This is a genomic window from Verrucomicrobiota bacterium (assembly GCA_016871675.1).
Classification (GTDB): Bacteria; Verrucomicrobiota; Verrucomicrobiia; order Limisphaerales; family VHCN01; genus VHCN01.
This window is the reverse complement of sequence record VHCN01000005.1, coordinates 1-24,035: the sequence shown is the minus strand read 5'-3', so window position 1 is coordinate 24,035 and position 24,035 is coordinate 1. Positions and strand designations below refer to the sequence as shown.

Here is a 24,035-nt window from a genome sequence, read left to right as displayed (position 1 = left end):
GACCGGGACGGTCGCGCTCCTATTTCCAATCGTCCGTGCGGAAGGGAGAGGCGGGAAGGCCGGCGCCGTTGTAGAGGTTGCACGTCGGCCAGTTCTCCCACGCGTAGCGCACGGCCTGCGGCTGCTTCACGCCGGGAGCCGACACGATCACCTTGTCGCCGACGATCTTCGCGGTGGCGGGCACGAATGTCCTGTCCTCGCCGGCGATTGTGAAGCCCTTCAACTCGCCGCCCTTTGCGACAAGTCCGCCGTTCGTGTGCTTGAAGCTGAGCGTCACATCGCCACCGCGCACTTCGTGTCCCGCCGGCAGCGGGCCGCTCGCGGCGATGTCCTTCTTCCCGTAAACATCCGCGAGCGCCCACATCGCGAGACGCCTGCCGACGTCCTGCTTGTTCTTCGGGTGGATGTCCTTCTCCTCGCCGATGTCGATCGTGATGGCCATGCCGGTCTTCGGCAGCGCGAGCGTCTTGAGCATCGCCTCGCGCACCGCGGGCCAGTCGCGACCGGGCCCGCCGAAATTCGGGAGCTGCACCCACGCGAACGGGAATTCCTGCGCCCATCGCGCGCGCCAGTCGGTCACGAGCAACGAAAGCTGCGCGTGGTAGAACGGCGCCTTCTCCGGCATCGAGTTCGCCTCGCCCTGATACCAAAGCGCGCCGCGGATGGCGAAGGGCACGAGCGGCGCGATCTTGCCGTTGAAAAGTCCGCCCACGTTGCCGCGGCGTTCGGCGACCGCGGCCGGGTCCTGCGGGCGCTTCGGCGCGGGCTTGCCCTCGGCCCTGGCTTTCTTCGCGTCGTCCTGCCACTTGGCGAGGTCTTTCTCAAACTTCGCCTTCGCCTGCGCGGGGTCGGCGGCTTTCTTCGCATTGCGGGCGGACTCGAAGAAGCCCTTCAACTCCGGCGCGGCCGTTTGTGCGCCGGGCGCAATCCACGACTCGATCGGCGTGCCGCCGACGGATGAATTGATGAGGCCGACCGGGACATCGAGCGCGCGGTGCAACTCGCGTCCGAAGAAATAGGCCGTGGCTGAAAACGTGCCGACCGTGTCGGGCGCGCAGACGACCCACTCGCCGCGCGGCGCCGTCTGCTCGGTCGCGGACGCCGCGCTGCGCTCGGTGAACATTCGAATGCGCGGGAAAGTCGCCGCGGCTTGTTCGGAGCCGAAGTCCTTCGCGCGATTCACGGTCATGGCCATGTTCGACTGGCCGGAGCCGAGCCACACTTCGCCCGCCAGCACGTCCTTGACCGTGAGCGTGTTCCTGCCTTTCACGGTGAGCGTGAGCGCGTCGCCGGACGCCAGCGGGTCGAGCTTCACCATCCATTGGCCCTGCGCGTCGGCGGTGGCGGACTTGGTTTGGCCCGCGATCGTGACGGTGATTTGCTCGCCCGGGTCAGCCCAGCCCCACACGGGAGCGGCGACTCCGCGTTGCAGCACCAGGTGATCGGAAAACAGCGCGGGGAGTTTCACATCGGCGCGGACGGGAGTGACGCTGAAAGTCGCGATGGCGGCGAGAATCACGGCGCGAGAGCGCAGGGAGAGCATCGGGGCAGTGCCGTTCATGGGCGATGTGGGTTGGGGTGGGTGGATGGCGAAGTCACTGCGCGGCCTCGAAGCCTTCGCGGACTTTGCCGTCGTGGCCGATGAGGGGTTGTGGATTCTGCACGCGGCCGGAGGGGCGCACGCCGGGACCGGTGCCGTCACGGCCGAGGTCGGAGTCCATCTTCTCGACGAACGTCATCAGTCGTTTCACGACCTCGGGATTCGTGTCGGAGACGTCCGTGGTCTCGCCGATGTCGGCGGTGAGGTTGTAAAGGCGCGGGACTTTGGGCGGCGCGGCTTGTTTGTCGGCGTCCTTCTTTGCGTTGGCTTTCTTCGCGGCGCCCGCGCCCTGACCGGGCACGATGAGTTGGAGCTTCCACGGGCCGGAGCGCACGGCTTGAAGCTGGTTGCCGGCGAAGTAGAAAAAAGCGTCGCGCGAGGATTCCTTCGCGCTGCCGCTGAGCACGGGCCAGAGGTCCACACCGTCGAGCTTGCGGTCGGCGGGAACGGCCCCGCCGGCGAGTTTCACGACGGTCGGCAGCACGTCCATCATGCTGGCGATGGCGTCGCTGCTCGTGCCGGGTGGAATCCGTCCCGGCCACCACGCGATGGTCGGCTCGCGCATGCCGCCTTCCCATGTGCTCGCCTTGAAGCCGCGCAGCGGCGCGTTCGACCCGCGCGCGGTGCCGCCGTTGTCGGAGGTGAAGAGCACGAGCGTTTTCGCGCCGAGTCCGAGTTCGCGGACGGTGTCCACGACCTGCCCGACGCTCCAGTCCACCTCGGCAACCCAGTCGCCGTAGAGTCCGTGGCCTGACTTGCCCTGAAACGCCTTGCCGGGATAAAGCGGGAAGTGCACCGCGGTGTGCGGCAGGTAGAGGAAGAACGGCTTGTCCTTGCTGGCCTTGATGAACTTCACCGCCTCATCCGTGTAACGCGCGACGAGCGTGGTCTGGTCCTCGGCGAGCACGCGCTGGATGACCTTTTCGCCGCGCAACAGCGGCAGCGGGGGCTGGCCGGCGCCTTTCGGATTCGCGGGCAACGGGTCGCCGAGGTTGCTTTTCACGCCATCCGCGGCGGGGCCCATGTCATTCGAGTAGGGCAGGCCGAAGTAATGGTCGAAGCCGTGCCGCGTCGGCAGGAACTCCGGCTGGTCGCCGAGGTGCCACTTGCCCACGATGGCCGTCGTGTAGCCGCGCAACTTGAGCAACTCGGCCACGGTGAGTTCGCTCGCGTTGATGCCCGTCGCGCCCGCGGGGAACAGCACCGCGGGCACGCCGACGCGTTTCGGGTAGCAGCCCGTCATGAGCGACGAGCGCGACGGCGAGCACACGGGCGCGCCGTAGAAGCTCGTGAGCTTCATCCCTTCGGCGGCGAGGCGCTTGAGGTTTGGCGTGGGGTGGAGCTTGGAGCCGAACGGCTCGATGTCCGCGTAGCCGAGGTCGTCGATGTTGATGACGATGACATTGGGTTTCGGGACATCCGCAGCCCGCGTCATCGCGGCCAGCGGGACAGCAAGGAACAGCGCACAAGTGAGGCGGCGGATCATCGCGGGCGGCTATTTCTTGGGCTCGTCCGCCTTTTTCGGGTCTGCCTTCTTGGCGGCCTTCTTCGCGTCCGCCTTGGCCGCCGGTCCACCTTTCTCGGCGGGCAGCACGGTGACTTTGGGCGTGGGCGAAGATGTGCCGGCGAATTCATTGTAGCTCTTGTGGATGTAGTCCGCGCCGGGCATGGAGCCCTCGGCCAGGAGGAAGCGGTAACGGAGCGTGAGCGTGCCGCCGTTCTCGATCTTCGCCACGGGGAACGCGCCGAAGCGGCCGTAGTCGCGATAGGCCGACCAGCGCGTGCCTTTCGGATTCGCCGGGTGGCTCATCTCCACGACGCTGAACGTGCGGCCCGCGAGCTTGAATTGCTCTCCCACCCACGCGTAGTCGGTGTCCTTGTGCGGCGCGGCGTCGGCCTGCGAATAGGTGTAGATGGGCGAGCGCTCGACTTCCTCGGCGGGCCGGAAGTGGATGCCCGCGTGCTCGGGGTCGCCATCGAGCACCACGTCGCCGTTGGGTGCGCGGAGCCTGGACGTGAAATCCAGCACGGCATACGCGGGCGCCTCGGCCCGGCGCAACCGGAACGTGCGCTCCTCGTCGATGGCCAGCTTGCCCGTGTTGTCCTTCCAATGGACGTTGGACGTGAACTCCGCCTCCGCGGGCCCGCCCTTCTGCGACGTGAACTTCTGGTGAACCTGCGCGCCCTTGGGCATGTGCCAGAGGTCATGCACCGCGCCGCCGAACGTGACCTTGTTCCACCCGATGAAGATGCCGCGATGATGCGTGAACGTGCCGCCGGCGCCCTTGGTCAGCATGAGTTCGCCGGAAACGTCGAACACGTGCAGGTAGGGCTTGTAGGTGGCGAGGCGCGTGTCGGGCGAGGTCTCGTCGAAGGCATACATGAACCGCAGCATCGTGCGGTTGCCGTGCAGCACATCGAGATGCTTGCCGGGCGTGTCCCTGAACGAGAATCCGTCGGTCTTCTGCGCGCGGGCGGGCAGGGCGGACAGCGCGAGGACGATGAAGGTTGCGGTGAGTGCGGCCAACGTTCGGTTCGTATTCATGACGCGGGGCGGAGTGTCGCGGTTCAGACGCGCTCTGGCGAGCCTGAGTTACTCGCCGGCAGCCACGGCGGCTCCTGAGATCGAAGGCAGAAACACCGGGACGATCTCCTGCTCGCAGTCGCGGGTTACTCGGGATTGGTGCGCGCGGACGCGACGGTGTTCTGGATGGCGTGGTTGATTCCAGTCGTCCACGTGGCCGTGCTGTCCGGGAACAACATCGAGTGGATGGGCGGCCGCGGTGGCCGGCGGTCTGGCGGCTCCGTTGTTCCGCCAGGTCACTCCTTCTGAACGAAACCCCGCCGCCGCCCGTCCAAGCCCGTGACTGACGTGACCGCATCGCATCCACCTTCCGCCGCGCGGTTGTTCTCCCTGCTCGCACTCACCGTCGCGCTTGCGTCGGGTGCCGGCTGCACGACTTACCGTGATCAGGCGCAATCCGCGACGATGCAGTGGCAGGCGGGGAATTTCCAGGGCGCGGCGCAGGAGTTCACGCGCGGCTCGAACAAGCAGCGCGATGCGATCATCTGGCGGCTCGAACAGGGCGCGGCGTTGCGCGCGTCGTGGCGGTATCTGGAGAGCAACGCCGCATTCGACGCGGCCGAGGCGCGCATCGAGCAGTTCGACGCCGGCCCGCGCGTGCACCTCGGCTCCGAGGCTGCGGCGCTCATCAGCAATCTCGCCAACCTCCCCTATGAGGGCCGCGGTTATGACCGCGTGATGCTCAACACTTACAAGGCGCTCAATCACCTCCAACTCGGCGAACCAGACAAGGCACGCGTCGAGTTCAACCGCGTCCTCAAGCGGCAGGAGGAGTCGCGCGCCTTGAAGGAGCGGCGCATCCAGCGCGCGGAGTCCGAACTCGCATCGCTCCAGCCGCCCGTGCGCGACGCCGTGCGGCAGGCGCGCGAGCATCCGCAACTCCGGACCGCGCTCGGCGGCGAGGGCGCGTTCCCCGGCCGGTTCAAGGCCGAGGGGCTCTATGTGAATCCGTTTGCGACGTGGGCTTACGGGCTGTTTCATCTCGCGCACGCGGGAGACGGCGCGGACCTCGAGCGCGCGCACAAGGCGTTCGAGCAGGCGCTCGCGGCTGCGCCCGAGAAGCGTTTCGTGAAGGCCGACCTCGACCTGGTGAAGTCCCGCATGGCCGGCCAGCCGATGCCCGCGATGACGTGGGTGGTCTTCGAAACGGGCCGCGCGCCGATGCGCGACGAGGTGAAGGTCGAGGTGCCGCTGTTCGTCACGCGACTTTCCTACATCGGCATGGCGTTTCCGAAGCTGGTTTTCCTCGAGAACTTCGCGTCGTCGCTCACCGTCACCGCGGGCGGCGTCACCGAGACCACCGGCGTGGTCGCGGACCTCGACGCCATCGTCGCGCGCGATTTCCAGGACGAACTGCCGGCGATCGTGACCAAGACACTCGTTTCCGCGGCGTTGAAGGCGACCGCGACATACACAATCAACACCGAGGCGGAGCATCGGGGCGACTTCACGGCGTTCATCGCCAAGCTCGGCACGGCGCTCACGCAGATGGCCATCAATGTCGCCGACACGCGGACGTGGACAACACTGCCCAAACAGGTGCAGATTGCCCGCGTGCCGACGCCGCCCGACCGCAAGCTCGCGCTTTACGCGCCGGCATCCGGCCAGCGCGCGGACGTGACGGTCGGCGGAGGCCGCGTCAACATCGTCTTCGTCAAATCCATCACCCCGAACACGCCGATGCTTGTCTCGCACGCGACCCTTCCATGAACGCCACGACTCCCCTGCTCGCCGCATTCGCCGTGCTCGTGCTCGCGGGCTGCCGCAGCACCGGCGTCAACACCGTCGAGCGCGCGCAGACCGTCGGCGAGCGCCACCTCGTCTCCGACAAACGGGTCATCACGGATCGCAGCCTCAACCGCGCGGTGCGGATCATCGGTTTGTCCGAGGGCGCGACACCGGACGGCTTCATCAAGGTGCAGGTCGAGGTGCACAACACCGGCCCGTGGAAGAAGAGCTTCAGCTACAAAGTGGAGTGGTTCGATGCGAACGGGGTGCTCGTGGACACGCCGGCCAGCACGTCGATCACCCGGCAGATTGAGGGCGGCGAAGCGCTCTTCCTGACCGCGGTCGCGCCGAACGCCACCGCGAAGGATTTTCGATTCAAGTTCATGGAAACGCCGTGACCTGGAGCGTGGTGCGCGGGGCGTGAAGAGGCGGACCGCGTTCGGTTCTTCACGCGCCACGCGCCACGCGCCACGCAGAATTACAAACCAGAAACCCGAAACTCGAAACCATCCCAACCATGAAATCTCCCCTCCTGCTCACTACCGCCGTGGCCGTGCTGCTCGTGGCTTGCGCCACCGGCAAAGTCTCGCGCATCGAGCCGACCGGCGAGCGCGCGGTCACCACCGCGGGCGGCATTGACATCAAGGACTGGCTCACGGCGTCCGAGGCGATGATCCAGTCGCTGCTGAGCTCCGGTCGCATCGTGACGCCACCCGACTCGGCGGCGGTCATGGCCATCAGCCGCATCGCGAACAACACGACGCAGCAGGTGGACACCGACCTGCTCGTGAAGAACATCCGCATCGCGCTGAACAAGAGCGGGAAGATCGTCACCACCACGACCGTCGGCCTCGGCGGCACGGCCGAGGACCCGCTCGCGAAGGAGCTGGCCGCCAAGCGCGCCGCCGCCGGCGGGCCGAACCGCGTCCCCGACCCGAGCTACACGCTGTCCGGAAAGATCCTCGAAAACCGGCAGCAACAGGGCAACGCGAAGACGACCTCCTATGTCTTCCAACTGTCGCTCACGGATGTGAACGGCATCGCGGTCTGGGAGGATCAGAAAATCATCTCGAAGTATTCGAAGCGGACGTTCCTCGGACTGTGAGTTGCGCCTGACGGCGCGGCCGCCGGCCGTTACTCCAGCCGCGTGCGGCCGGCGTAGCCCGATTCGAGGTCGTGCCAGAACTCGATGTCTTCCTCGCCTTCCTCCCAGCACAGGAAGACTTCCTTGCCGCCGACGATGCCCGGGAAGTCCACCAGGCCGCGGTCGAGGTCCTTCACCTCGATTTCCCGGGAATGAAACTCGCGCAGGATGTCGCGCAAGTCAGCCAAGGCGCGGACCCAGCGATTGGCCAGGTCACCGCCCACGTCGGCCCCGCCGCGGAGCAATCCCCCGACGCGGTCTTCGAGCCGCAGGTAGTCCTCGCGCGCCTTCCGCGCCTTCACGAGCCACTGGCTGACCTTCGGGAGAAGTTCCCGCGCCTCGGCGATGGTGTAGTGATGCTTGAATCGGAAGGGCACGGAGCGTGAAGGTGTGGAGTGCGTCGTCGGCGGCTGGAAACGGCCCGGTGTGCTCGCTCCACGCAGGAGCGTTCCCGCGTCTCACGGATCACTTCACTGCTTTCCCGGGTCGGCAAGCTTCTTCTTGATGTCGGCGTTGTCGGGTTCGATGGAGAGGGCCTTGGTCCAGTGCTCGCGGGCCTTGGCGGGTTGGTTGAGCGCGAGATACACGTCGCCGATATGGTCGAAGATCGTGGCGTCGGGTTCCTTCAAGTGCTGCGCGGACTTGATCAGCCAGTCGAGGGCTTCCTTGTGCTTGCCGAGCTTGAAGAGCACCCAGCCGAGGCTGTCGAGGAAGGCGGCGTTTTCGGGTTCCTGCTTCACCGCCTGCTCGATCATCACCCTGGCGCGGTCGAGGTTCACGCCGCGTTCGGCCCACATGTAGCCGAGGTAGTTGAGTGCCTCGGCGAAGTCGGGTTGCAGCTTGAGGCTCATCTCGAAGTAGCGCTCGGCTTCGGAGATGTTCTTGTTGCGCTCGTGCGCGGCCCCGAGCTGGAAGTAGAACGCATGCGTGAGGCGCGCCGGTTCGTCTTTCGTTGCGATCGCCTCGGCCTTCGTGAGGTGCGTGGCGGATTTCGCGTAGTCCTTCAGCCGGCTGTGCGCCAGTCCGCTGTAGAATTCGAGGATGAAACTCTCCGGAAACCGCGTCCGCGCGCGCGCGAGCACCTCCAGGACTTCCTTCGTCTTGTCCTGTGCGAAGCGCACGGAAACCAACTCCCAGTAGGCCTGCTCCATCGTCGGGTCGAGCCGGAGCGCCTGCTCGAAGAGTCCCGCCGCCTTGTCGTAGTCTTTCTGCTCGTGCGCGATGGCGCCGAGGAAGAAGTGCGCCTGCGGATTGTTGGGAGCCTGGCGCAGCACACCTTCGAGCTGCTCGGTGGCCGCCTTGTGGTCGTTGCCGCGCAGGTAGAGGTCGATGAGCCGCTCGCGCAATGCGGGCTGGTTGGGGAAGCGCTTCAGCAAGCCGGAGTAGAGGTCCGCCGCCTTGGAGAATTCCCCCGCGAGCCGGTAGTTTTCCGCGAGCCGCTGGATGGTCGCGGGCGACGTGGGCTGAAGCTTCACGGCGTCCTCCACCACCGAGAGAATCCGCGGCTTGACGACGTCGATCTTCGCCGCGTTCGCGCGGAGCCATGTGCCGTAAAGGTCCGCGACGTCGGTGAGCGGCCCGAGGCCGTTCGCGATCTTCGCCGCCTCGTCGATTACCTTCAGCGCATCCTGCGGGCGGTTCGCCTGCAGGTGAACCTGGGCGGCGGTCTGCCAGCCCTGGAAGTGCTTCGGGTCTTTCTTGATCGCGATGCGGCTCGCGGCGAGCGCCTCGTCGAGCTGGCCGGCTTGCGCGAGCGCGACGCCGAGCATCGCGTCAATCGCGGCGCTGGCCGTGGGCTGCCGGGCCGCCCGGCGCAGGAGCGCGAGCACCTTGTCGGATGATGGCTCGTTGCGCTTGCGGATGAGCTGGCGGGCGACGTCGAGCACGAGTTCCTCGTTTGCCGGGTCGCTGATGGCCGCGAGCATGAACTCCTCGAGCGCGGCGTCCGGCTTCTTCTGGAGCTCGAAGCTCACGCCGGCCGCGTAGTGTGCGAGCGCCTGCGCGCGTTGTTCAATCTGCTCCGCGATGGAAGGCCCGGCGGTTGCCGGTGCGGGTGCAGGCTTCGCCTTTGCCGCCTGCCTGGCGGCAGGCATCGCCGCACCGGAAGCCCCGGAAGAATCCGCCGGTCCCGGCGAGGCGCACCCGCACCAAAGCGCGAGCGCGCACGCAAGCGCGGTGCAGGTCGATTGGATGGGCCGCCGCATGGGCATGGGAATCCCGGCCTGGCGCCCTCGCGGGAGCCGGGCCGGCGTGGCGCGGCAGGAGGCTTGCGCCTACTTCTGCCAGGTGCGCTTCTTGTGACGATGCTGGCGGAGCTTCTTCCGCCGCTTGTGTTTGTTGATCTTCGCCTTGCGGCGTTTCTTCAGTGAACCCATAGCGTTTTTTGAACGGCGCTCAATATACTACCTTGTTCAGAGGATACTCAATGATTCCTTCCGCGCCCGCCGCCTTGAGCTGCGGGATGAGTTCGCGCACGACCCGCTCGTCGATGATCGTCTCGACGGCGACCCAGCCGGGCTGGCTCAACTGCGAGATGGTCGGGTTGCGCAGCGCGGGCAGGCTCGCGAGCAGCGCGGCGAGGTTCTTCTGCGCGATGTTCATCTTCAGCCCGACCTTCGACTCGGCCTCGAGCGCGCCGCGCAGCAGCAGCGCGAGCGTCTCGACCTTGCGCCGCTTCCACGCGTCTTTCCACGATTCGTGGTTGGCGATGAGCCGCGGCGTGGAGGTCAGCAGCGTGTCCACGATGCGCAGGTTGTTCGCGCGAAGCGACGACCCGGTCTCCGTGACCTCGACGATGGCGTCCACAAGCTCGTGCGCCTTCACCTCGGTCGCGCCCCACGAGAACTCGACCTCGGCCTTGACCTTGTGCTTGCGCAGATAGCTGCGCGTGAGCCGCACGACCTCGGTGGCGATGCGCTTGCCTTGGAGATCCTTCACGGACTTGACCGGCGAATTCTCCGGGACGCACAGCACCCACTTCGTCGGCTTGCGGCTGACCTTGCTGAAGATGAACTCGCCGACCTCATGGACCTTGGAGCCGTTTTCGACGATCCAGTCGTGCCCGGTGATGCCCGCGTCGAGGTAGCCGTGCTCGACGTATCGGCTGATTTCCTGCGCGCGAATCAGGCGGACTTGCAGCTCCTCGTCGTCCACGTAGGGGATGTAGGAGCGTCCGCTGGCGTGGATGTTGAATCCGGCCTTGGCGAACTTCTCGAGTGTGGCGTCCTGCAGGCTGCCCTTGGGCAGGCCGAGGCGGAGGACGGGCTTCTTGCTGCTCATCGTTGTAGTGCGTGTCGCGCTTCGCGCACGGTCGGGAACACGTCCGGGCGGACGCTTTCACGCGCGTCACCGGGTTGATTTGCCAGCGACGGCGAGGCAACGCCAACTTTTTCTTTCCGATTTCATGCCAGATTCGCCCGGCCGGGCGTGGAATCGGCTCTTGCTCGCGGAAGCCTCGTCTGTCCGGAAGGGAATTGGAACGGCCTGAATCGAGATCACGGCCTACGCGGAAACCGTGTCCCCGCTGTGGAAGAAGTGAAGCCACTTCGCCGTGACCGGCTTGCCAAAGGTGCGTTCCAGCGCCAGCGCGTAGAGGCCGGGTTGCGAGGAGTGCTCGCGGACTTTGGCCATCAACCCGCCTGGATCGAACCGGTCGGTCTTGAAATCCAGCAACCACAACTCGCCCTCGAGCACCACGAGCAAGTCCACCTTGCCCTGCACGACCATGAACTCGTCCGCTGCGAGCGCAGACTTCGGCGCGAGCGCTGGAAACCGCGCGAGGTCAGCGGGCGAGAGCCGGGCCGTGAACTCCAGTTCGCGCCGCACGTGTTTACGATGCACGAGAATCCTGCGGCCCACTTCTGAACTCCAAAAAGCCGCCAGCGCCGCGAAGTCGAGCGCTCCGGCCTGCGCGTCCGTCAGCGCGCCGTCCGCCACCAACCGCGCCGCCTCCGTCCGCAACCCCGCCTCGCTGTCCGTGCGCCCAAGGTCGACGCGCTGCTGGAACAAGTGATGCGCCGTCCCGCGTTCCGCCGCGGACAGCTTGTCAGGTCCCTTTCCCTCCGCATCCGCACTGAACACTGAACGCTGAACACTGAATCCTCCTGCCCCCGGCCATTCCCTCGCCTCTTCGACCTCCATCGCGCGCCTGCGCAGCGCCGACACGCTCGTCTTCGCCGGCTCGCGCGCCGCTCCGTCGAAGTCGTAGGTCCATTCCAGCCTGCCCCGAAGCGCGGCGCACTGCCCGGCATCCGGTTCAATCCCGGCGGTGGATTCACTCGCCGGTCTGCTCGCTGCCACGGCGGCGGTCGCGCCGGCCGACAGGCTCGCGTCGTCATGCCACGCCCACGAGAGCAGCGGGGTCTCGCCGCGCGGATTCCCGAGTCCATCCGCCGCGGTCGCGTGGCGGCGCAGCCAGAGCAGCACCCAGGCGAGCGGATTTCGCGCCTTGAGCAACTCGCGCTCGCCCACGAAGGGCGAGGGTTCGTGTGTGCGCAATCCGGCGAGCTGGTCGGCCCTCAACCGCGGCAGCGTGCCCGTGAGCACGAGCCGGTCGCGCGCGCGAGTGAACGCCACGTAGAGCAGGCGCAATTCTTCGCCGAACCCCTCCCGCTCGGCGCAGGCGTTCGCGAGCCACCACGCCGTGCTTGGGTAGCGGCCCTCGGTGTGCGGCGGCGTCACCTTCGGACACACGCCGAGCGCCGCATCGAGCAGCACGTCGCGCCGCGCGGAGTCCATGTTGAACAGCTTGCCGAGGTCCGCGACCACAACCACCGGGAACTCCAGCCCCTTGCTCTGGTGGATGCTCATCAGCCGCACGGCGTCGGTGGCCGAGGGCGCCGCGGGTTCGCGCTGGATTTCCTCGTCCTCCTGATCGCGCACGAATCGCAGGAAGCGGAACACGCCCTGCCGCTGCCACGGGTCGAACTGCCGCGCGAGATCGAGCAACCGTCTCATGTTCGCGACGCGTTCGGGGCCCCGCTCGCCGGCGAGCGTGAGCGCCTCAAAGTGCGTCTCGGCCAGCGCCGCCTCGAGGCAATCCGTGAGCGACGCGTGGCGGAGCATCTCGCGCCACGCCGTGACGCGCGCTGTGAACCACCGGCACTTGGACTGCGCTGACTGCCGCGTGACGCGTGGTGCGTGGTGCGTGGGCGCCGGAACGCCCGCGGGAGCCGTCGTCCCAACCGAACACTTCTTCACCGCGTCCCACAGCGACTCATGCCGCCGCCCCGCGCGCACCTCGACCAGTTCCTCCAGCGACATCGCGACCAGCGGCGAGCGCAGCACTGCGAGCAGCGGGATGTCCTGATGCGGGTTGTCGAGCACGCGCAGCAGCGACACGAGATCCACGACCTCCTGCGCGTCCCAAAACCCGCCGCGCTCGGCGAGCAGCGGCACGCCCGCGGCGTGGAACTCCTGCGCGAACGTTTCGACCTTGCCGGCCGGCGCGCGCAGCAGCACCGCCATGTCGCGCCATTCCACGTTGCGGAACCCGCCTCCGGATTTGCCCCAGACTTGCAGGCGGCCCTCGTGAAGCTCGCGGAGCCGCCGCGCCACGAGACGCGCCTCGCGTTGCGTCGCCGGCAGGTCCGCAAGCTCCGCGACTGATTCATCCGCATCATCGCCGTCGCCGCTGTCGAGCTGGTTCGGCAACACGTGCAACTCCACGCGCGCTGCGGCGTCGGATTTGATCGAAAGCCCCGCGCGGCTGCCCGGCAGCGCGAACTTCAGCTCCGCATCCGAATCGTAGTCCACGCCGCCGACACTCTTGCGCAGCAGCGGCGAGAAGAACGCGTTGACGAAGTGCAGCAGCGCCTCATGGCTGCGGAAGTTGTCCGAAAGCGGGATGCGCTGGCCGGGCGCGCCGGCGGGTTTCCACGCCTCCCCGTAGTCGGCGAAGATTTTGGGCTCGGCGCGCCGGAACCGGTAAATGCTCTGCTTCACGTCGCCGACGAGAAAGCGGTTCGCGTCCGCGCCGTCGCGGCTGAGCGCGCGGAGGATGGCGTCCTGCGCGGCGTTGATGTCCTGGCACTCGTCCACGAACACGTGATCGAGCCGCTCGCGCCAGCGCCGCGCGGTCGCGGTCGGCTCGCCGCGTTCGTCGAGGAGCAGTTTGAGCGAAAGCTGTTCGAGGTCTGCGAAGTCCACGCCCCCAAGCTCGCGCTTGGCGCGGGTGTAGTTCGCGGTGAACTCTTGCGCCAATCGCACCAGCGTTACCATGTGCGGGCGGGTCCACGACCAGTCCTGGTCGAGGGCGGTTTGCCCGTGGTGCGGTTCGTCTCCCGTCGCGGCGCGACCGGCCGCACTCGCGGTGAGAGGCTCGGCAAGTTCGCGCAGCAGCGCGGCGTCGTCGAAGAACTTGTCGATGGGGCCGCGCACTTTGCCCTTCACCCTGTGCCACCCGTTTTCGTTTGCGTCCACGGCTCCGATCTCGCGCAGACACGACAGCGACTCGTCAGACGTCGGCCCGGCCGGAAGTCGCCGCAGCACCTCCGCCGCGGCTTTCACGTTCGGGTTCTCCGAAAGCGGATCGACCGCATCGCGCCAGCGATTGCGCCACACGGCGACGGCTTTCACGAAACACGCGCGCCAGTCATCCGGCTGTTCCCGGCTGAACGACGCGGCTTGCGCGTCGAGCCACTGCTGCGGGTGAGGGAGCGTCTGCGTGAAGCGATGCAAATCGCGCACGAGCTCGCGGACCGGTTCGTCGGAGCCGCAGCCGAGTCGGCGCACGAGCGCGTGCACGGCTTGCGAGGCGGCTTCGCGGGACGCGTAGTGCCGGTCGAGGAGTTCGTCGAGCGTTTCGTGCGCGAGCGGGCGCGTGTGCTCGTCGTCGAGCACGCGCACGTCGGGGTCGAGTTGCAGTTCGTGAAAGTGCTCGCGGATGAGCCGGAGGCAGAATCCATGCAGCGTCGAGATGTGCGCGGTTTCGAGCAGCGCCAGTTGTCGCGCCGCGCGCTCGCCGTCGGTGGCGGCGCCAGACTTCTTCTCAAGCGCTTCGCGCAATCGCTGCCGCATTTCGGCGGCCGCGGCCTCGGTGAAGGTCGCCATCAGGATGCGGTCGAGCGACGCGTCCTCGTCGAGCACGAGGCGGATGCACCGCTCGACCAGCGTGCTGGTCTTGCCCGTGCCCGCGCCGGCGGAGACGAGCACGTTGCCGCGCGCGGCGATGGCGCGCTGTTGGGATGAGGTGGGTTCGCTCATCGCTTCTTCGTGGGTGGGGCGGCGGGCGGTTGCGGCGGCGCGGCGAGCGCACGATACGGCTGCAGCCACGGGTCGAATCGGCAGGCGGGCTTGAACTTGCACCAGTCGCACGCCGTCTCCGTGACCGTCCGATACGGGCTGACTCGAAATTCTCCGGCGAAGATGCTGTTGCCGAATGAGGCGAGTTTCGCGCGCACGTGGTCGAGTTGCGCGCGAAAGTCCGTCGAAAGGATGGCGTCGTTGCCGCGTCTGCTGAGGCTCCCATCCTTGTTGTAGCTGAAGCGGAACTGCTCGCCCTTCGTTGCGCCGGGCCGCGTGTCGAACTTCCTCACGAGCGTCTCGTCGAAGCGCCCCGTGTGCTGGAAGCCGCCCATCTCCACGCCGATGCCCGCGACGGTCGCCGCCCGTGATGCGGACTTGCCGCGCTCCACGCGCAGCGGCACGTAGAACACACCCGCGGGCCGGACCTGATCCCCGCCGAACGGGTTGGAACCGCCCGATTCCGCGAGCGTCACAAGATACGCGAGGAGCTGGATTTCGAGCCCGTTGAACACTCGCACCGCGTCGAGCTTGCGGGCCGACGACTTGTAATCGAGCACGGCCGCCCATGTGACCTTCGCGTCGCTGTCCACGCAAACGTCCACGCGGTCCACCTTGCCGGTGAGCTTCAAGCACCGCCCGCCGTCGAGCTCGAGTTTGAGTGCCGGCAGGTCTTTCGTGTCGCCAAACTCCACTTCAGCAGCGGCGGGATTGAAATCATTCTGCCGCGCCCACTGGACGAGCACGCGGATGAGGCGCTGAAGTTGCGCGACCTTGAGCTGGCCGATGAACCCGGCGGTGGCGTCCTGCGTGAAGAGCGAGCCCTGAAATTCCGCGAGCAGGGTCGTGGCGATGCGGCCCATCTCGGCGGCGGCATCGTCTGCGGCCCAATCGCGCCACTGCTTCCCGCTCGCGACGGTCGCCCTGTGGAAGCGTTCCATCGCCTCGTGCATGAAGGAGCCGAGCCGCGTCGGGTCGACGACGAGTTCGTCGCGCTCCTTCGCCCGCAAGCCGCGGGACGCGAGAAAGCGGAACGGGCATGCGGCGTAGTCTTCGAGCGCGCTGACGGAGGTGAGCAGTTCGCGGCCGAACAGGCGCTCGATGGCGTCCGAGGAGAGCGACTCGGCGGCGCAGGCGCGCCGTTGCGCGGACTTGGCGAGCGGATCGTGGAAGCAGCCGAGATCGGCGAGCGAGAGCAGCGCGGGAGGCGCTGCGCAGGCTCCGGGCCCGGCATCCAGCGCGGCGACGAGCGGCGCGACGACTTCGCTCGGATGAACCGCGTCCGGCCACGCGGGCTCGGGAGCTTGCTGGACTGTGACCGACGGCAGCACGCGCGAGACGTGCGCCAGCAGTGGGGACGGGTTGAGTTCCTTGCCATTCGCGTCGCGCCGGGCGCAGGTGAGCCGAAGGCGTTCAGCCGGGCGCGTGAACGCGATGTAGCCGAGGTAACGCTCATGGCCGTGGCGCGGGCGCGGGCTGAGCGAGAGGCGGCCGTCCAGCTTGTCGAGTTCATCGCGCTCGGACTCGGTGAGCAGCGGGCTCGCGCCGGGGGGCGAAGGAAACTGCCCTTCGTTGAGGCCGAGCACGACGACGAGCTTGAGGTCGGGATTGCGCGCGCGGTCCACGGCGCCGACGAGCACCTGATCGAGCGTCGGCGGCACGACGCCGATGGTCAGCCCGCCGAGCCCGGCCTCGAGAATAGGCAGCCAGTCACGCAGCGGTCGGGCGCTCGCGGCACCGGCGAAGGCGAGTTCGAGATTTGAGAGCCAGGACTGGAGCTGACGCCAGACGGTCAGGTGAATTGCCGATTGCTGATGGCCGAGTGCCGACCGGGGCGGGGCGGCCTGCCACAGCTCGAGTTTCTCGACGACGTTCAGTTGTTTCCACAAATCTCGCAGCGACGCCGCGACTTGGGAGCCGGTCGGGGAACCGGCGAGCGCGTCGCGCAGTGTGACGAACGGGGGCGTGAGGCGTTGACGGCATTCTTCGCCGAAACTGTGTTGCGGGTCGGTCGCTTCGCCGGGCAGTGGAGACAGCCACTTGTCGCCCTGCCAGCCGCGCGCGAGGGCAAGTGTTTCGAGGCGGTCCACGCCGTTGTCGTCCGCGATGGCGAGGCCGGTCTTGAGCGCCGCAAACCAATCCTCGTGACGCCAGCCGAAGGCGGCGGTGCGCAGCGCGGCGCGCGTGAGTTCGGCGAGCGGGTGGTGCGACGCGGATTCGCGGCGGTCGAGAAAATGCGGGATGCCGTAGCGCGTGAAGACGCGGCTGATCACGGCGTGATGGGAATCGAGCGAGCGCGCCAGCACCGCGCAGTCGCGGTAGCGTCCGCCGCGCTGGACGTGCTGGAGGATTTCGCGCGCGGCGAGCGACGCCTCCGCTTCGGGGTCGGCGCAAGCGACGGCGCGGATGGAATCAGCCGCGTCCGGCGCGCGGCCGGGGGCGGGCCGGAGCCAGTGTTCCTCGAGGTGCGCGAGCGCGGCGCATCGTTTGAAACGGCCGCACGCAGGGTCGCGAGCGAGCACGAGAGTGCGGACCGCGCAGTGCGGTTCAGCCGCGAGCCGTTCGCGGCAGCGGATCACCGTGCGGCCGACGATGGACCACGTGGAAAGCCAGTCGGGGTCGTCGCGCGGGTCGTCCGCGATGCAGAAGGCGAGCGTGGCGCGTTCGCAGAATGGCGCGAGCGCGGCGAGGAGGTCGAGTTCCTGCGGCGCCATCTCGGCGAAGCCGTCGAGCCACAGGCGCGGAATGCGGAATGGCGGTTCTGGGGCGGCTTTTCGGAGGGCGACGGTGGCGAGGTCGAGGAGCGAGTCGGCGTCGTGGAGACGCGCGTGATCGAGCCAGCCGCGATAGGCTCGAAGCAGCGTGGCGAGGTCGGCGAGTTTCGCGCCGAGAGTCGGCGGGCACTTCGCACCGAGTGTGCGGAGGTCTTCGGGCGCGAGCTGGTGCCGCTGGAGTTCGCGAAGCAGCGCGCTGAGCTGCCGCGCGAAGCCGGGCAGTCGCGCGGTGGCGCGGAAGAGATTCAGGTCCCCGTGGCGTTGGGCGAGGATGGCGCGCAGGACCATGAGCCGGCCTTCCTCGTCGATCAGCGGCGGTTGCGGCCGGCCGAGTTGGTCGAGCGCCCACTCGGCGAGTCGCTCGAAGGAAAGGATGTGCAGTCGGGTGAAGCCGGCGGGCGCGCCGGGAGCGGCGGGGTCGAGCACCTGGCGCTCGAGTTGAAATGTGGCCTGCTTGGGGGCGAGGAAAACCAGCGGCGGGCCGTCCGGAGCGGCGTGGAGCGCGGTGCGAACCTCCACGAGGCAGCGGTGCGTCTTGCCGCTGCCGGCGGGGCCGAGGAGGAACGTGGCGTCCACGACCGCATCGTTGCGAAGTGGGGCGGCGTCGTGAAGCGATTTATCGGGAAATAGTCTCCGGGGTGGGACGGCGGTTGGCTGGGAGGGAGTGCGTCGCGCGAATGGGGAGTCCGTTCAGCCGGCGTTTGGATAGGAGCCGAGCACTTTCACGAAGCTGCAGTGTTCGCCGAGCAAGGCGAGCGTCTTGGCGAGCTTGCGGTCGCTGGCATGACCGTCGCAGTCCACGAAGAAGAAATACTCCCACGCCTTCCGCTTGCTCGGGCGGCTTTCGATCTTGGTCATGTTGATTCGGAAGCGGCGGAACGGCGCGAGTGCGCGGTGCAGCGCACCGACCTGGTCGGCAATGCTGAACATCACGCTGGTGCGGTCGCGTCCGGTGGCCGGGCCGCACCTGCGGCCGAGCACGAGGAAGCGCGTGGCGTTGGCGGCATTGTCCTGGATGTCGTGCTCGAGGACGGGAAGGCCGTATTTCTCCGCGGCGAGCAGGCCGGCGATGGCGCCGCTGCGCCGGCCGGCGCGGGCGAGTTCGGCGGATCGGGCGTTCGAGGACGTCTCGATGAGCTCGGCGTGCGGGAAACTCTTGTGCACCCACGAGCGGCACTGCGCGAGCGTCTGCGGATGGACGAAGAGCTTCTTGATGTCGCGGCGCGACGTGCGGCTCACGAGGCAGTGTGAGATGGGCAGGACGATTTGCGCGACGATCTTGAGGTCGCTGTCCACAAACATGTCGAGCGTGTGCGTGACGACGCCCTCGGTGGAATTCTCGACGGGCACCACGCCGTAATCGGCGCGGCCCTTGGCGACTTCGCTGAAGACGTCGGCGATGGTTTTCTGCGCGATGTAACCAAGGCTCGAGCCGAAGCGCTGGATGGCGGCCTGGTGCGTGAACGTCGCCTCCGGGCCGAGGTAGGCGATGTGCATGGATTTCTCGAGCGCGAGCGCGCCGGACATGACTTCGCGATAAATGGCGCGGAGCGAGTCGTTCGTGATCGGCCCCTTGTTCAAGCGGGCGACGCGCTGCAAGACCTGTCGCTCGCGATGCGGCGCGTAGATTTCTTCGCCCGCCCTGCGCTTGGCTTCGCCGATTTCGAGCACGTGCCGGGTGCGGTCATTGAGCAGACCGACAATCTTGAGGTCGAGCGAGTCAATGGCCTTGCGATGCTCCGGAATGGTCATGGGCGCGAGCATGGCAGATCGGGTGTTGGAAGGGTAGCTGAACTGCAGGACGCGGCGGATGCCTACATTCAACTTGTCGGAGCAGGGGCCTTGTGTATGGTCGGCTTGTGCCGACCCTGAGGAAACAGGACCCGAACGTTTCCCCCCAACGCCGCGCCGCCGAGGCCACGATGGCCCGACTCAAGCAGACACTTGAGACGGAAGCCGGCCGCGGCTACGTGACGATCGACCATTTCCTGAACGTCCGCGGCAACCCGTCGGCGCAGGGCGAAGGCGGTGTGGTCATGCCGAGCACCGACCCGGGCACGGGCTTTTACAACGTCGGTGAGATTGTGGCCATGGGGGGCATGGGCGCGATCATCCGCGCCACGGACCGCAATCTTGAGCGGACGGTGGCGATGAAGATCATGCTCAACAGCGCCAACGCGTCCGAGACGAGCATCGTCCACTTCATCGCCGAGGCGAAGATCACCGGCCAGCTTGAGCATCCGAACATCGTGCCGCTGCACGACATGGGTGTGGCGGCCGACGGCACGATCTACTACACGATGAAGCTCATCGAGGGGACGACCCTCCGTGAGATCCTGCAGGAGATTCGCGCGGGCAACCGGGAGATGGCGATGCGCTATCCACTCGACCGGTTGCTGGAGATTTTCCAGAAGGTCTGCGACGGCATGTCTTACGCGCACTCGCGACGCGTGGTGCACCGCGACCTCAAGCCCGACAACATCATGGTCGGCGCGTTCGGCGAGGTGCTCATCCTCGACTGGGGCATCGCGAAGGTGCTCACAGGCGCACCCGCGACCGACGAGTCCGGCGGCCCGGTGCAGGAAGGCATCGGTGACATGCCCGAAGCGCCCGCGGGCCAGTTCGCGACGATGGAGGGTCAGGTCAAGGGCACGCCAAACTACATGGCGCCCGAGCAAGCCGAAGGCCGCATCAGCGCCATCGACGAGCGCACCGACATCTACGCGATGGGCGGAATCCTTTACACCATCCTCACGCTCTACCCGCCCATCGTCGGCACGACCGTGCAGGAAATCCTGGCCAAGGTCACGTCCGGCGACATCACGGCGCCGACGGTCTTCAACCAGACGCAGACCGGCGGCAAGGCCAAGGCGAAGGCCGGCAAGCCCGAGCCGCCGTTGCCGTTGCTCGACCTCATCCATCTGCCTGACAAGAAAATCCCGCCGGCTCTTTCCGCCGTGGCGATGAAGGCCATGTCGCTGGACATGGACCAGCGCTACCAGGACCTGAATGAGTTTCAGGGCGAGATCCGGCGTTACCTCGGAGGCTTCGCGACGAGCGCCGAGGACGCGGGCGCGTTCACGCAGATGAAGCTCGCGCTTGGGCGCTACAAGAAGGAAATCGCGATCTCGGCGGTATTCCTCATCCTTGCTGCATTGATCGGCGTCTACGCGGTCGGGCGGGTCATCCTTTTCAGCAAGGAAGCCGAAAAAGCCAAGAACGAGGCCGTGGCCAAACTTGACGAATTGCGGGCCACGGCGCCGACATTCCTCGCGGCGGCCAAAGCTTCCATCGAGGACTTCGCCCTGACCAATGCCCTCGACAAGATTGAGACCGCACTCAAGTTCAATCCGACCAACGCGGAGTTTCACCTCGTCAAAGGGCACATCCACCAATCGCTGCTTCAGATGTCCGAAGCACACGACGCCTATCAAAAGGCCCGCGAACTTGCGAAGAAGAGAAACCCGACGCTCGCCGACCTTGCGGAGAAGAACCGTGCCTTGAGCAGCACCCTTCGCGGCAAGAAACTCGCCGAGTCGGACTTCCGGATGCTCTACAACGAACTGCTCGCACAGAAGCGCCTGCGCGAAGCCAACGAGATGAACAAGCGCGCCGGCAAGATGGACGAGGCGGGCTTCGAGTCGTTGAAAGCGCAAATCACAAGATCGGGGTTGAAAGGCGAGTGGCTCTCGCGCGACGTCAACGGCAATCTCGAACTCAATGCCGGCGGCGCCAACACCACCGACATCGCCGGCATCCGGGGGATTCAGTTCACGACCATCAATCTCGCGAACTGCCGCAATCTGGACAACATCGGCCCGATTGACATCACCAAGCTCGAATCCCTCGACCTCTCCGGCACCAAAGTCACCGACCTTTCGCCCCTGCGCGGCGCCACCAAGCTCGTCACGCTCAACCTCTCCGGCACGACCGTCGCCGACCTGCTGCCGCTGGACAAGATTCCGCTCTCCGACCTGAACCTGAGCAACTGCCCCGCGGTGGTTGACATCAGCAAGCTCAAGGACGCAAAGCTCACGCGGCTCAATCTCTCCCGCACGCAGGTCAAGGAACTCTCGTCGCTCAAAGGCCACCCAATCGCGTGGCTCAATCTCGAGCGGTCCAAGGTGCAACAGAACGAACTCGACCAACTCAAGGGCAACGACAAGCTCACGACGCTCTTCGCCGCCGACACGGGCGTTCGGAGCATTGAGGGGCTCGCGGATGCGCCGCTTGAAATTGTGGATTTGAGGGGCACGCTCGTGAGCGACCTGAATCCGCTCAAGGGGAAGTCCATTCACACGCTGCTTCTGGAACGCTGCCGCAGCTTGAAAGAACTCAAGCCGCTCGAAGGCATGCGTTCGCTCCGGCTTCTCAGCCTCGGCAACACCGACGTGCAGGACATCAGCGCGCTGCGGGGATTGCCCCTCTCGACGCTCCGGCTCGCGAACACCCGGGTGACAGACCTGAGCCCGCTCGTCGGCATGCCGCTCGACCAGGAACTGGACCTTTCCTTCACGGCGATTGCCGACATCAACCCGCTCCGTGGCATTCCGGCGCAGACGCTGCTCCTCCACAGGACACGCGTTGCAAATCTCGATCCACTCAGCGGGCTCGCCGTGAAGACGCTGCGCCTGGACGAGTGCGACTTGATCGTGAGCCTCCTGCCCCTCGGGCAATGCACCGCGCTGGAGCGGCTCTCGCTTCCCTCAAAGCTGAGCGACAAGCCCGACATCATCCTTGCCGTGAACCAACTGCCAAATCTCAGGTCCCTCAGCTACACCGTGCCCGGCGATGACTGGGCGCGAGCCAGCACGCGCGACGCCTTCTGGAAGGAATACGACCTCCGATACCCCGGGAAGCGGCGGTAGTTGCAGGTTCAACCAGACGGCGGGTTCCCCACCTGCCCGGACTACGCGGCTTTCGGGAATTCGCTTCGATGCGCCGCGACGCGCAACGGCGGGTTCGTCACATTCGGACGCGCGGGCGAACGTGTGCGCTGGCATTGCTCGCGAATCAACACGAGCGCGCGGTTCACCGCCTCGGTGCGGATGTCCAGCGCCGGCCTGAATCTCAACGTCCGTTCACCCGACCGAAGCGCGAGCGCTCCCAACTCGTGCAGCCCGGTCCAGAAGGCGTCGCGCGTCGCGCGGTCCGGCAGGTCGAACGCCAGCATCAAACCGCGCCCGCGCGGCGCGCTCACGAACTCAAACTCCGACGCGACCGCCTGCAGGCCCAGTAGGAACTCCTCGCCGCGCACGGCCGCGTTCTCGACGAGGCGTTCCTCCTCGATGATGCGCAGGCAATGGGTCGAGCGCACCATGTCGGCAAGGTTGCCGCCCCACGTCGAGTTGATGCGTCCGGGCAGGCGGAACACGTTGTCGCGGACCTCGTCGAGCCGCGGGCCGGCCATCACGCCGCAGACCTGCACCTTCTTGCCGAACGCCAGCAGGTCGGGCACCACACCGAAATGCCCGCAGCACCACGTCTTCCCCGTGAGCCCGAGCCCGCACTGCACCTCGTCGAAGATCAGCAGCGCTTCCTGCTCGTCGCAAATCTGCCGCAGCAGCCGCAGGAACTCGGGCCGGAAATGGTTGTCGCCGCCCTCGCCCTGAATGGGCTCGATGAGCATCGCGGCGATCTCGTGCGGCCGGCGCTTGAACGCCTCGCGAATCTCCGCCTCGGCGCGCAACTCGGCGATGATGGCCGCACCCGTTCGCCTCGGTTCGGGAAGCGAGAAGTCCACGCGCGGCGCCGTGATGCGCGGCCAGTTGAACTTGGCGAAGTGCTGCACCTTCAGCGGGTCGGTGTTCGTCACGCTCAGTGTGTAGCCGCTCCGGCCGTGGAATGCGTTCGTGAAGTGGAGTATCTCCGTGCCACGCGCGCCGCGCCCCGCCGCGAGGTTTTTCCTTGTCTTCCAATCCATCGCGGCCTTCATCGCGTTTTCGACCGCGACCGCGCCGCCCTCGATGAAGAAATAGCGCTCGAGCGGCGGCAGTCCCGCGACGCGGCTGAACGTGCGGACGAACTCCGCGAACGGGACGGAGCAGACATCGGAGTTCGCGACCTTCGTCCTCGCCGCCGCGAGCAGCTCGTGGCGCACGTCGGCGCGGTCGAAACGCGGATGGTTGAAGCCGACGGGCATGGAGCCGTAGAAACCGTAGAGGTCGAGCAACCGGCGCCCGGTCACTGCGTCCACGAGTTCACTGCCGCGGCTGCGCTCGAGGTCCACGACGATGCGGAGTCCGTCCAACAGCACGTGCTTCCTCAGTTCGCGGACGACCTCGGCGGGGGAAATGGAAGCCGCGGCTGGCCGTTCCGCAGGGGCGGCATCCGGAGCGGACTGGTCCGAAGCCCTGTTCATCCTGCGCCCAACGTAGCACACAACGTGCGCGTGGCAAAACGCGGTCGGCCTGGCGGAGCAGCCTGTCCGGTGCTGCGCTACTCAAGCGCCGGTTCGTAGTTCTCCTGCGGGCGCGCGGTGAGGTTGTTCTTCATCATGATGCGGGCGCAGGCGTTGAAGCGAAGCAAGGCGTCGTCGTTGCCTGCGGGGCGGAGGGCTTCGGCCTTCTCGTAGTGCTGCATTGCCTTGGTGATGAGGTCGTGGGCGTTGAAGCCGGAGCCGGGCGCGCCATGGGCGAGCTGCGCCTTCGCCTTGCGTTCGCCGATGAGTCCCGAGTAGTAGGCCTGCTCGTAGCCGTCAGCCAGCTTCTTGACGATCTGTTCCGCTTGCGTGCCGCTCACGGCGAAGCCGCGCCCGTAGCGGTCGGTGAGCGCAAGCAGCAGCGTCACGAGCGCGCGCTGGTTGTCGGGTTCCACGCCGGGCACGTCGAGGCAGATGCTCTCGGCCTCGCAGGCTCGTTGAGCAGCCGGTAGCGCATCGCCTTCTCAAGCGCGGCGGGAATTCCGTCCTTGGAGAGCCGCTTGAGCTGAGGCATGGCGGTGCGGGTCGGGGCTAACCCTTTG

At 66.9% G+C, this 24,035-nt stretch carries 16 protein-coding genes; 4 read left to right on the top strand and 12 right to left on the bottom strand.

Features of this window, described 5'->3' with window-relative positions; translation table 11 throughout:
- Positions 1-19: 19 nt before the first annotated feature.
- From FJ386_02225 to FJ386_02215, 3 genes are read right to left on the bottom strand one after another with little or no spacing between them, the layout of a single operon-like run.
- Positions 20-1,561 (bottom strand): sialate O-acetylesterase, encoded by a 1,542-nt coding sequence (locus tag FJ386_02225; protein ID MBM3875520.1) that lies wholly within the window; start codon positions 1,559-1,561, stop codon positions 20-22.
- A gap of 34 nt (positions 1,562-1,595) precedes the next feature.
- Entirely contained in the window at positions 1,596-3,086 is a 1,491-nt protein-coding gene (locus FJ386_02220) for a sulfatase (protein ID MBM3875519.1), read from the bottom strand.
- Positions 3,087-3,095: 9 nt separating this feature from the next.
- Positions 3,096-4,145 carry a hypothetical protein gene (locus FJ386_02215; GenBank protein ID MBM3875518.1) on the bottom strand — a complete coding sequence of 350 codons (1,050 nt, stop codon included), beginning with the start codon at positions 4,143-4,145 and terminating at the stop codon, positions 3,096-3,098.
- 318 nt (positions 4,146-4,463) lie between these two features.
- On the opposite strand from FJ386_02215, the gene FJ386_02210 reads away from it, so the two are divergent.
- From FJ386_02210 to FJ386_02200, 3 genes are all read left to right on the top strand, one after another.
- Positions 4,464-5,894 (top strand): hypothetical protein, encoded by a 1,431-nt coding sequence (locus FJ386_02210; protein ID MBM3875517.1) that lies wholly within the window; start codon positions 4,464-4,466, stop codon positions 5,892-5,894.
- A complete protein-coding gene (locus FJ386_02205) occupies positions 5,891-6,310 on the top strand; it encodes a DUF1425 domain-containing protein (protein ID MBM3875516.1) in 420 nt (139 codons plus the stop codon). The genes FJ386_02210 and FJ386_02205 overlap by 4 nt, the downstream gene beginning before the upstream one ends.
- A gap of 119 nt (positions 6,311-6,429) precedes the next feature.
- Entirely contained in the window at positions 6,430-7,017 is a 588-nt protein-coding gene (locus FJ386_02200; protein ID MBM3875515.1) for a penicillin-binding protein activator LpoB, read from the top strand.
- Between the two features lie 29 nt (positions 7,018-7,046).
- Here the strand turns inward: FJ386_02200 and FJ386_02195 are convergent, their stop codons facing one another.
- From FJ386_02195 to pheA, 7 genes are all read right to left on the bottom strand, one after another.
- Positions 7,047-7,499, bottom strand: coding sequence for a DUF2203 family protein (locus FJ386_02195; GenBank protein ID MBM3875514.1), 453 nt, complete (start codon positions 7,497-7,499; stop codon positions 7,047-7,049).
- 27 nt (positions 7,500-7,526) lie between these two features.
- Positions 7,527-9,266 carry a tetratricopeptide repeat protein gene (locus FJ386_02190; GenBank protein ID MBM3875513.1) on the bottom strand — a complete coding sequence of 580 codons (1,740 nt, stop codon included), beginning with the start codon at positions 9,264-9,266 and terminating at the stop codon, positions 7,527-7,529.
- A 63-nt stretch (positions 9,267-9,329) separates the two neighbouring features.
- The gene (locus FJ386_02185; GenBank protein MBM3875512.1) at positions 9,330-9,431 is read right to left on the bottom strand and encodes an AURKAIP1/COX24 domain-containing protein; all 102 of its coding nucleotides are present in this window, start codon (positions 9,429-9,431) and stop codon (positions 9,330-9,332) included.
- Between the two features lie 19 nt (positions 9,432-9,450).
- The gene (locus FJ386_02180) at positions 9,451-10,335 is read right to left on the bottom strand and encodes an ATP phosphoribosyltransferase (protein ID MBM3875511.1); all 885 of its coding nucleotides are present in this window, start codon (positions 10,333-10,335) and stop codon (positions 9,451-9,453) included.
- Positions 10,336-10,557: 222 nt separating this feature from the next.
- The gene (locus FJ386_02175; protein MBM3875510.1) at positions 10,558-14,259 is read right to left on the bottom strand and encodes a hypothetical protein; all 3,702 of its coding nucleotides are present in this window, start codon (positions 14,257-14,259) and stop codon (positions 10,558-10,560) included.
- On the bottom strand, positions 14,256-17,648 hold the full coding sequence (locus tag FJ386_02170; GenBank protein MBM3875509.1) for a hypothetical protein: 3,393 nt from the start codon (positions 17,646-17,648) through the stop codon (positions 14,256-14,258). Before FJ386_02170 ends, FJ386_02175 begins: the two co-directional genes overlap by 4 nt.
- Positions 17,649-17,762: 114 nt before the next feature.
- Entirely contained in the window at positions 17,763-18,824 is a 1,062-nt protein-coding gene (pheA, locus tag FJ386_02165) for a prephenate dehydratase (GenBank protein MBM3875508.1), read from the bottom strand.
- 107 nt (positions 18,825-18,931) lie between these two features.
- Here pheA and FJ386_02160 point away from each other — a divergent pair, with 107 nt between their 5' ends.
- Complete coding sequence (locus FJ386_02160; protein ID MBM3875507.1) at positions 18,932-21,940, top strand: hypothetical protein; 3,009 nt, start codon at positions 18,932-18,934, stop codon at positions 21,938-21,940.
- A gap of 41 nt (positions 21,941-21,981) precedes the next feature.
- Here the strand turns inward: FJ386_02160 and FJ386_02155 are convergent, their stop codons facing one another.
- Entirely contained in the window at positions 21,982-23,433 is a 1,452-nt protein-coding gene (locus FJ386_02155; protein ID MBM3875506.1) for an L-lysine 6-transaminase, read from the bottom strand.
- Positions 23,434-23,510: 77 nt separating this feature from the next.
- Positions 23,511-23,897 (bottom strand): hypothetical protein, encoded by a 387-nt coding sequence (locus FJ386_02150; GenBank protein MBM3875505.1) that lies wholly within the window; start codon positions 23,895-23,897, stop codon positions 23,511-23,513.
- Positions 23,898-24,035 lie beyond the last annotated feature (138 nt).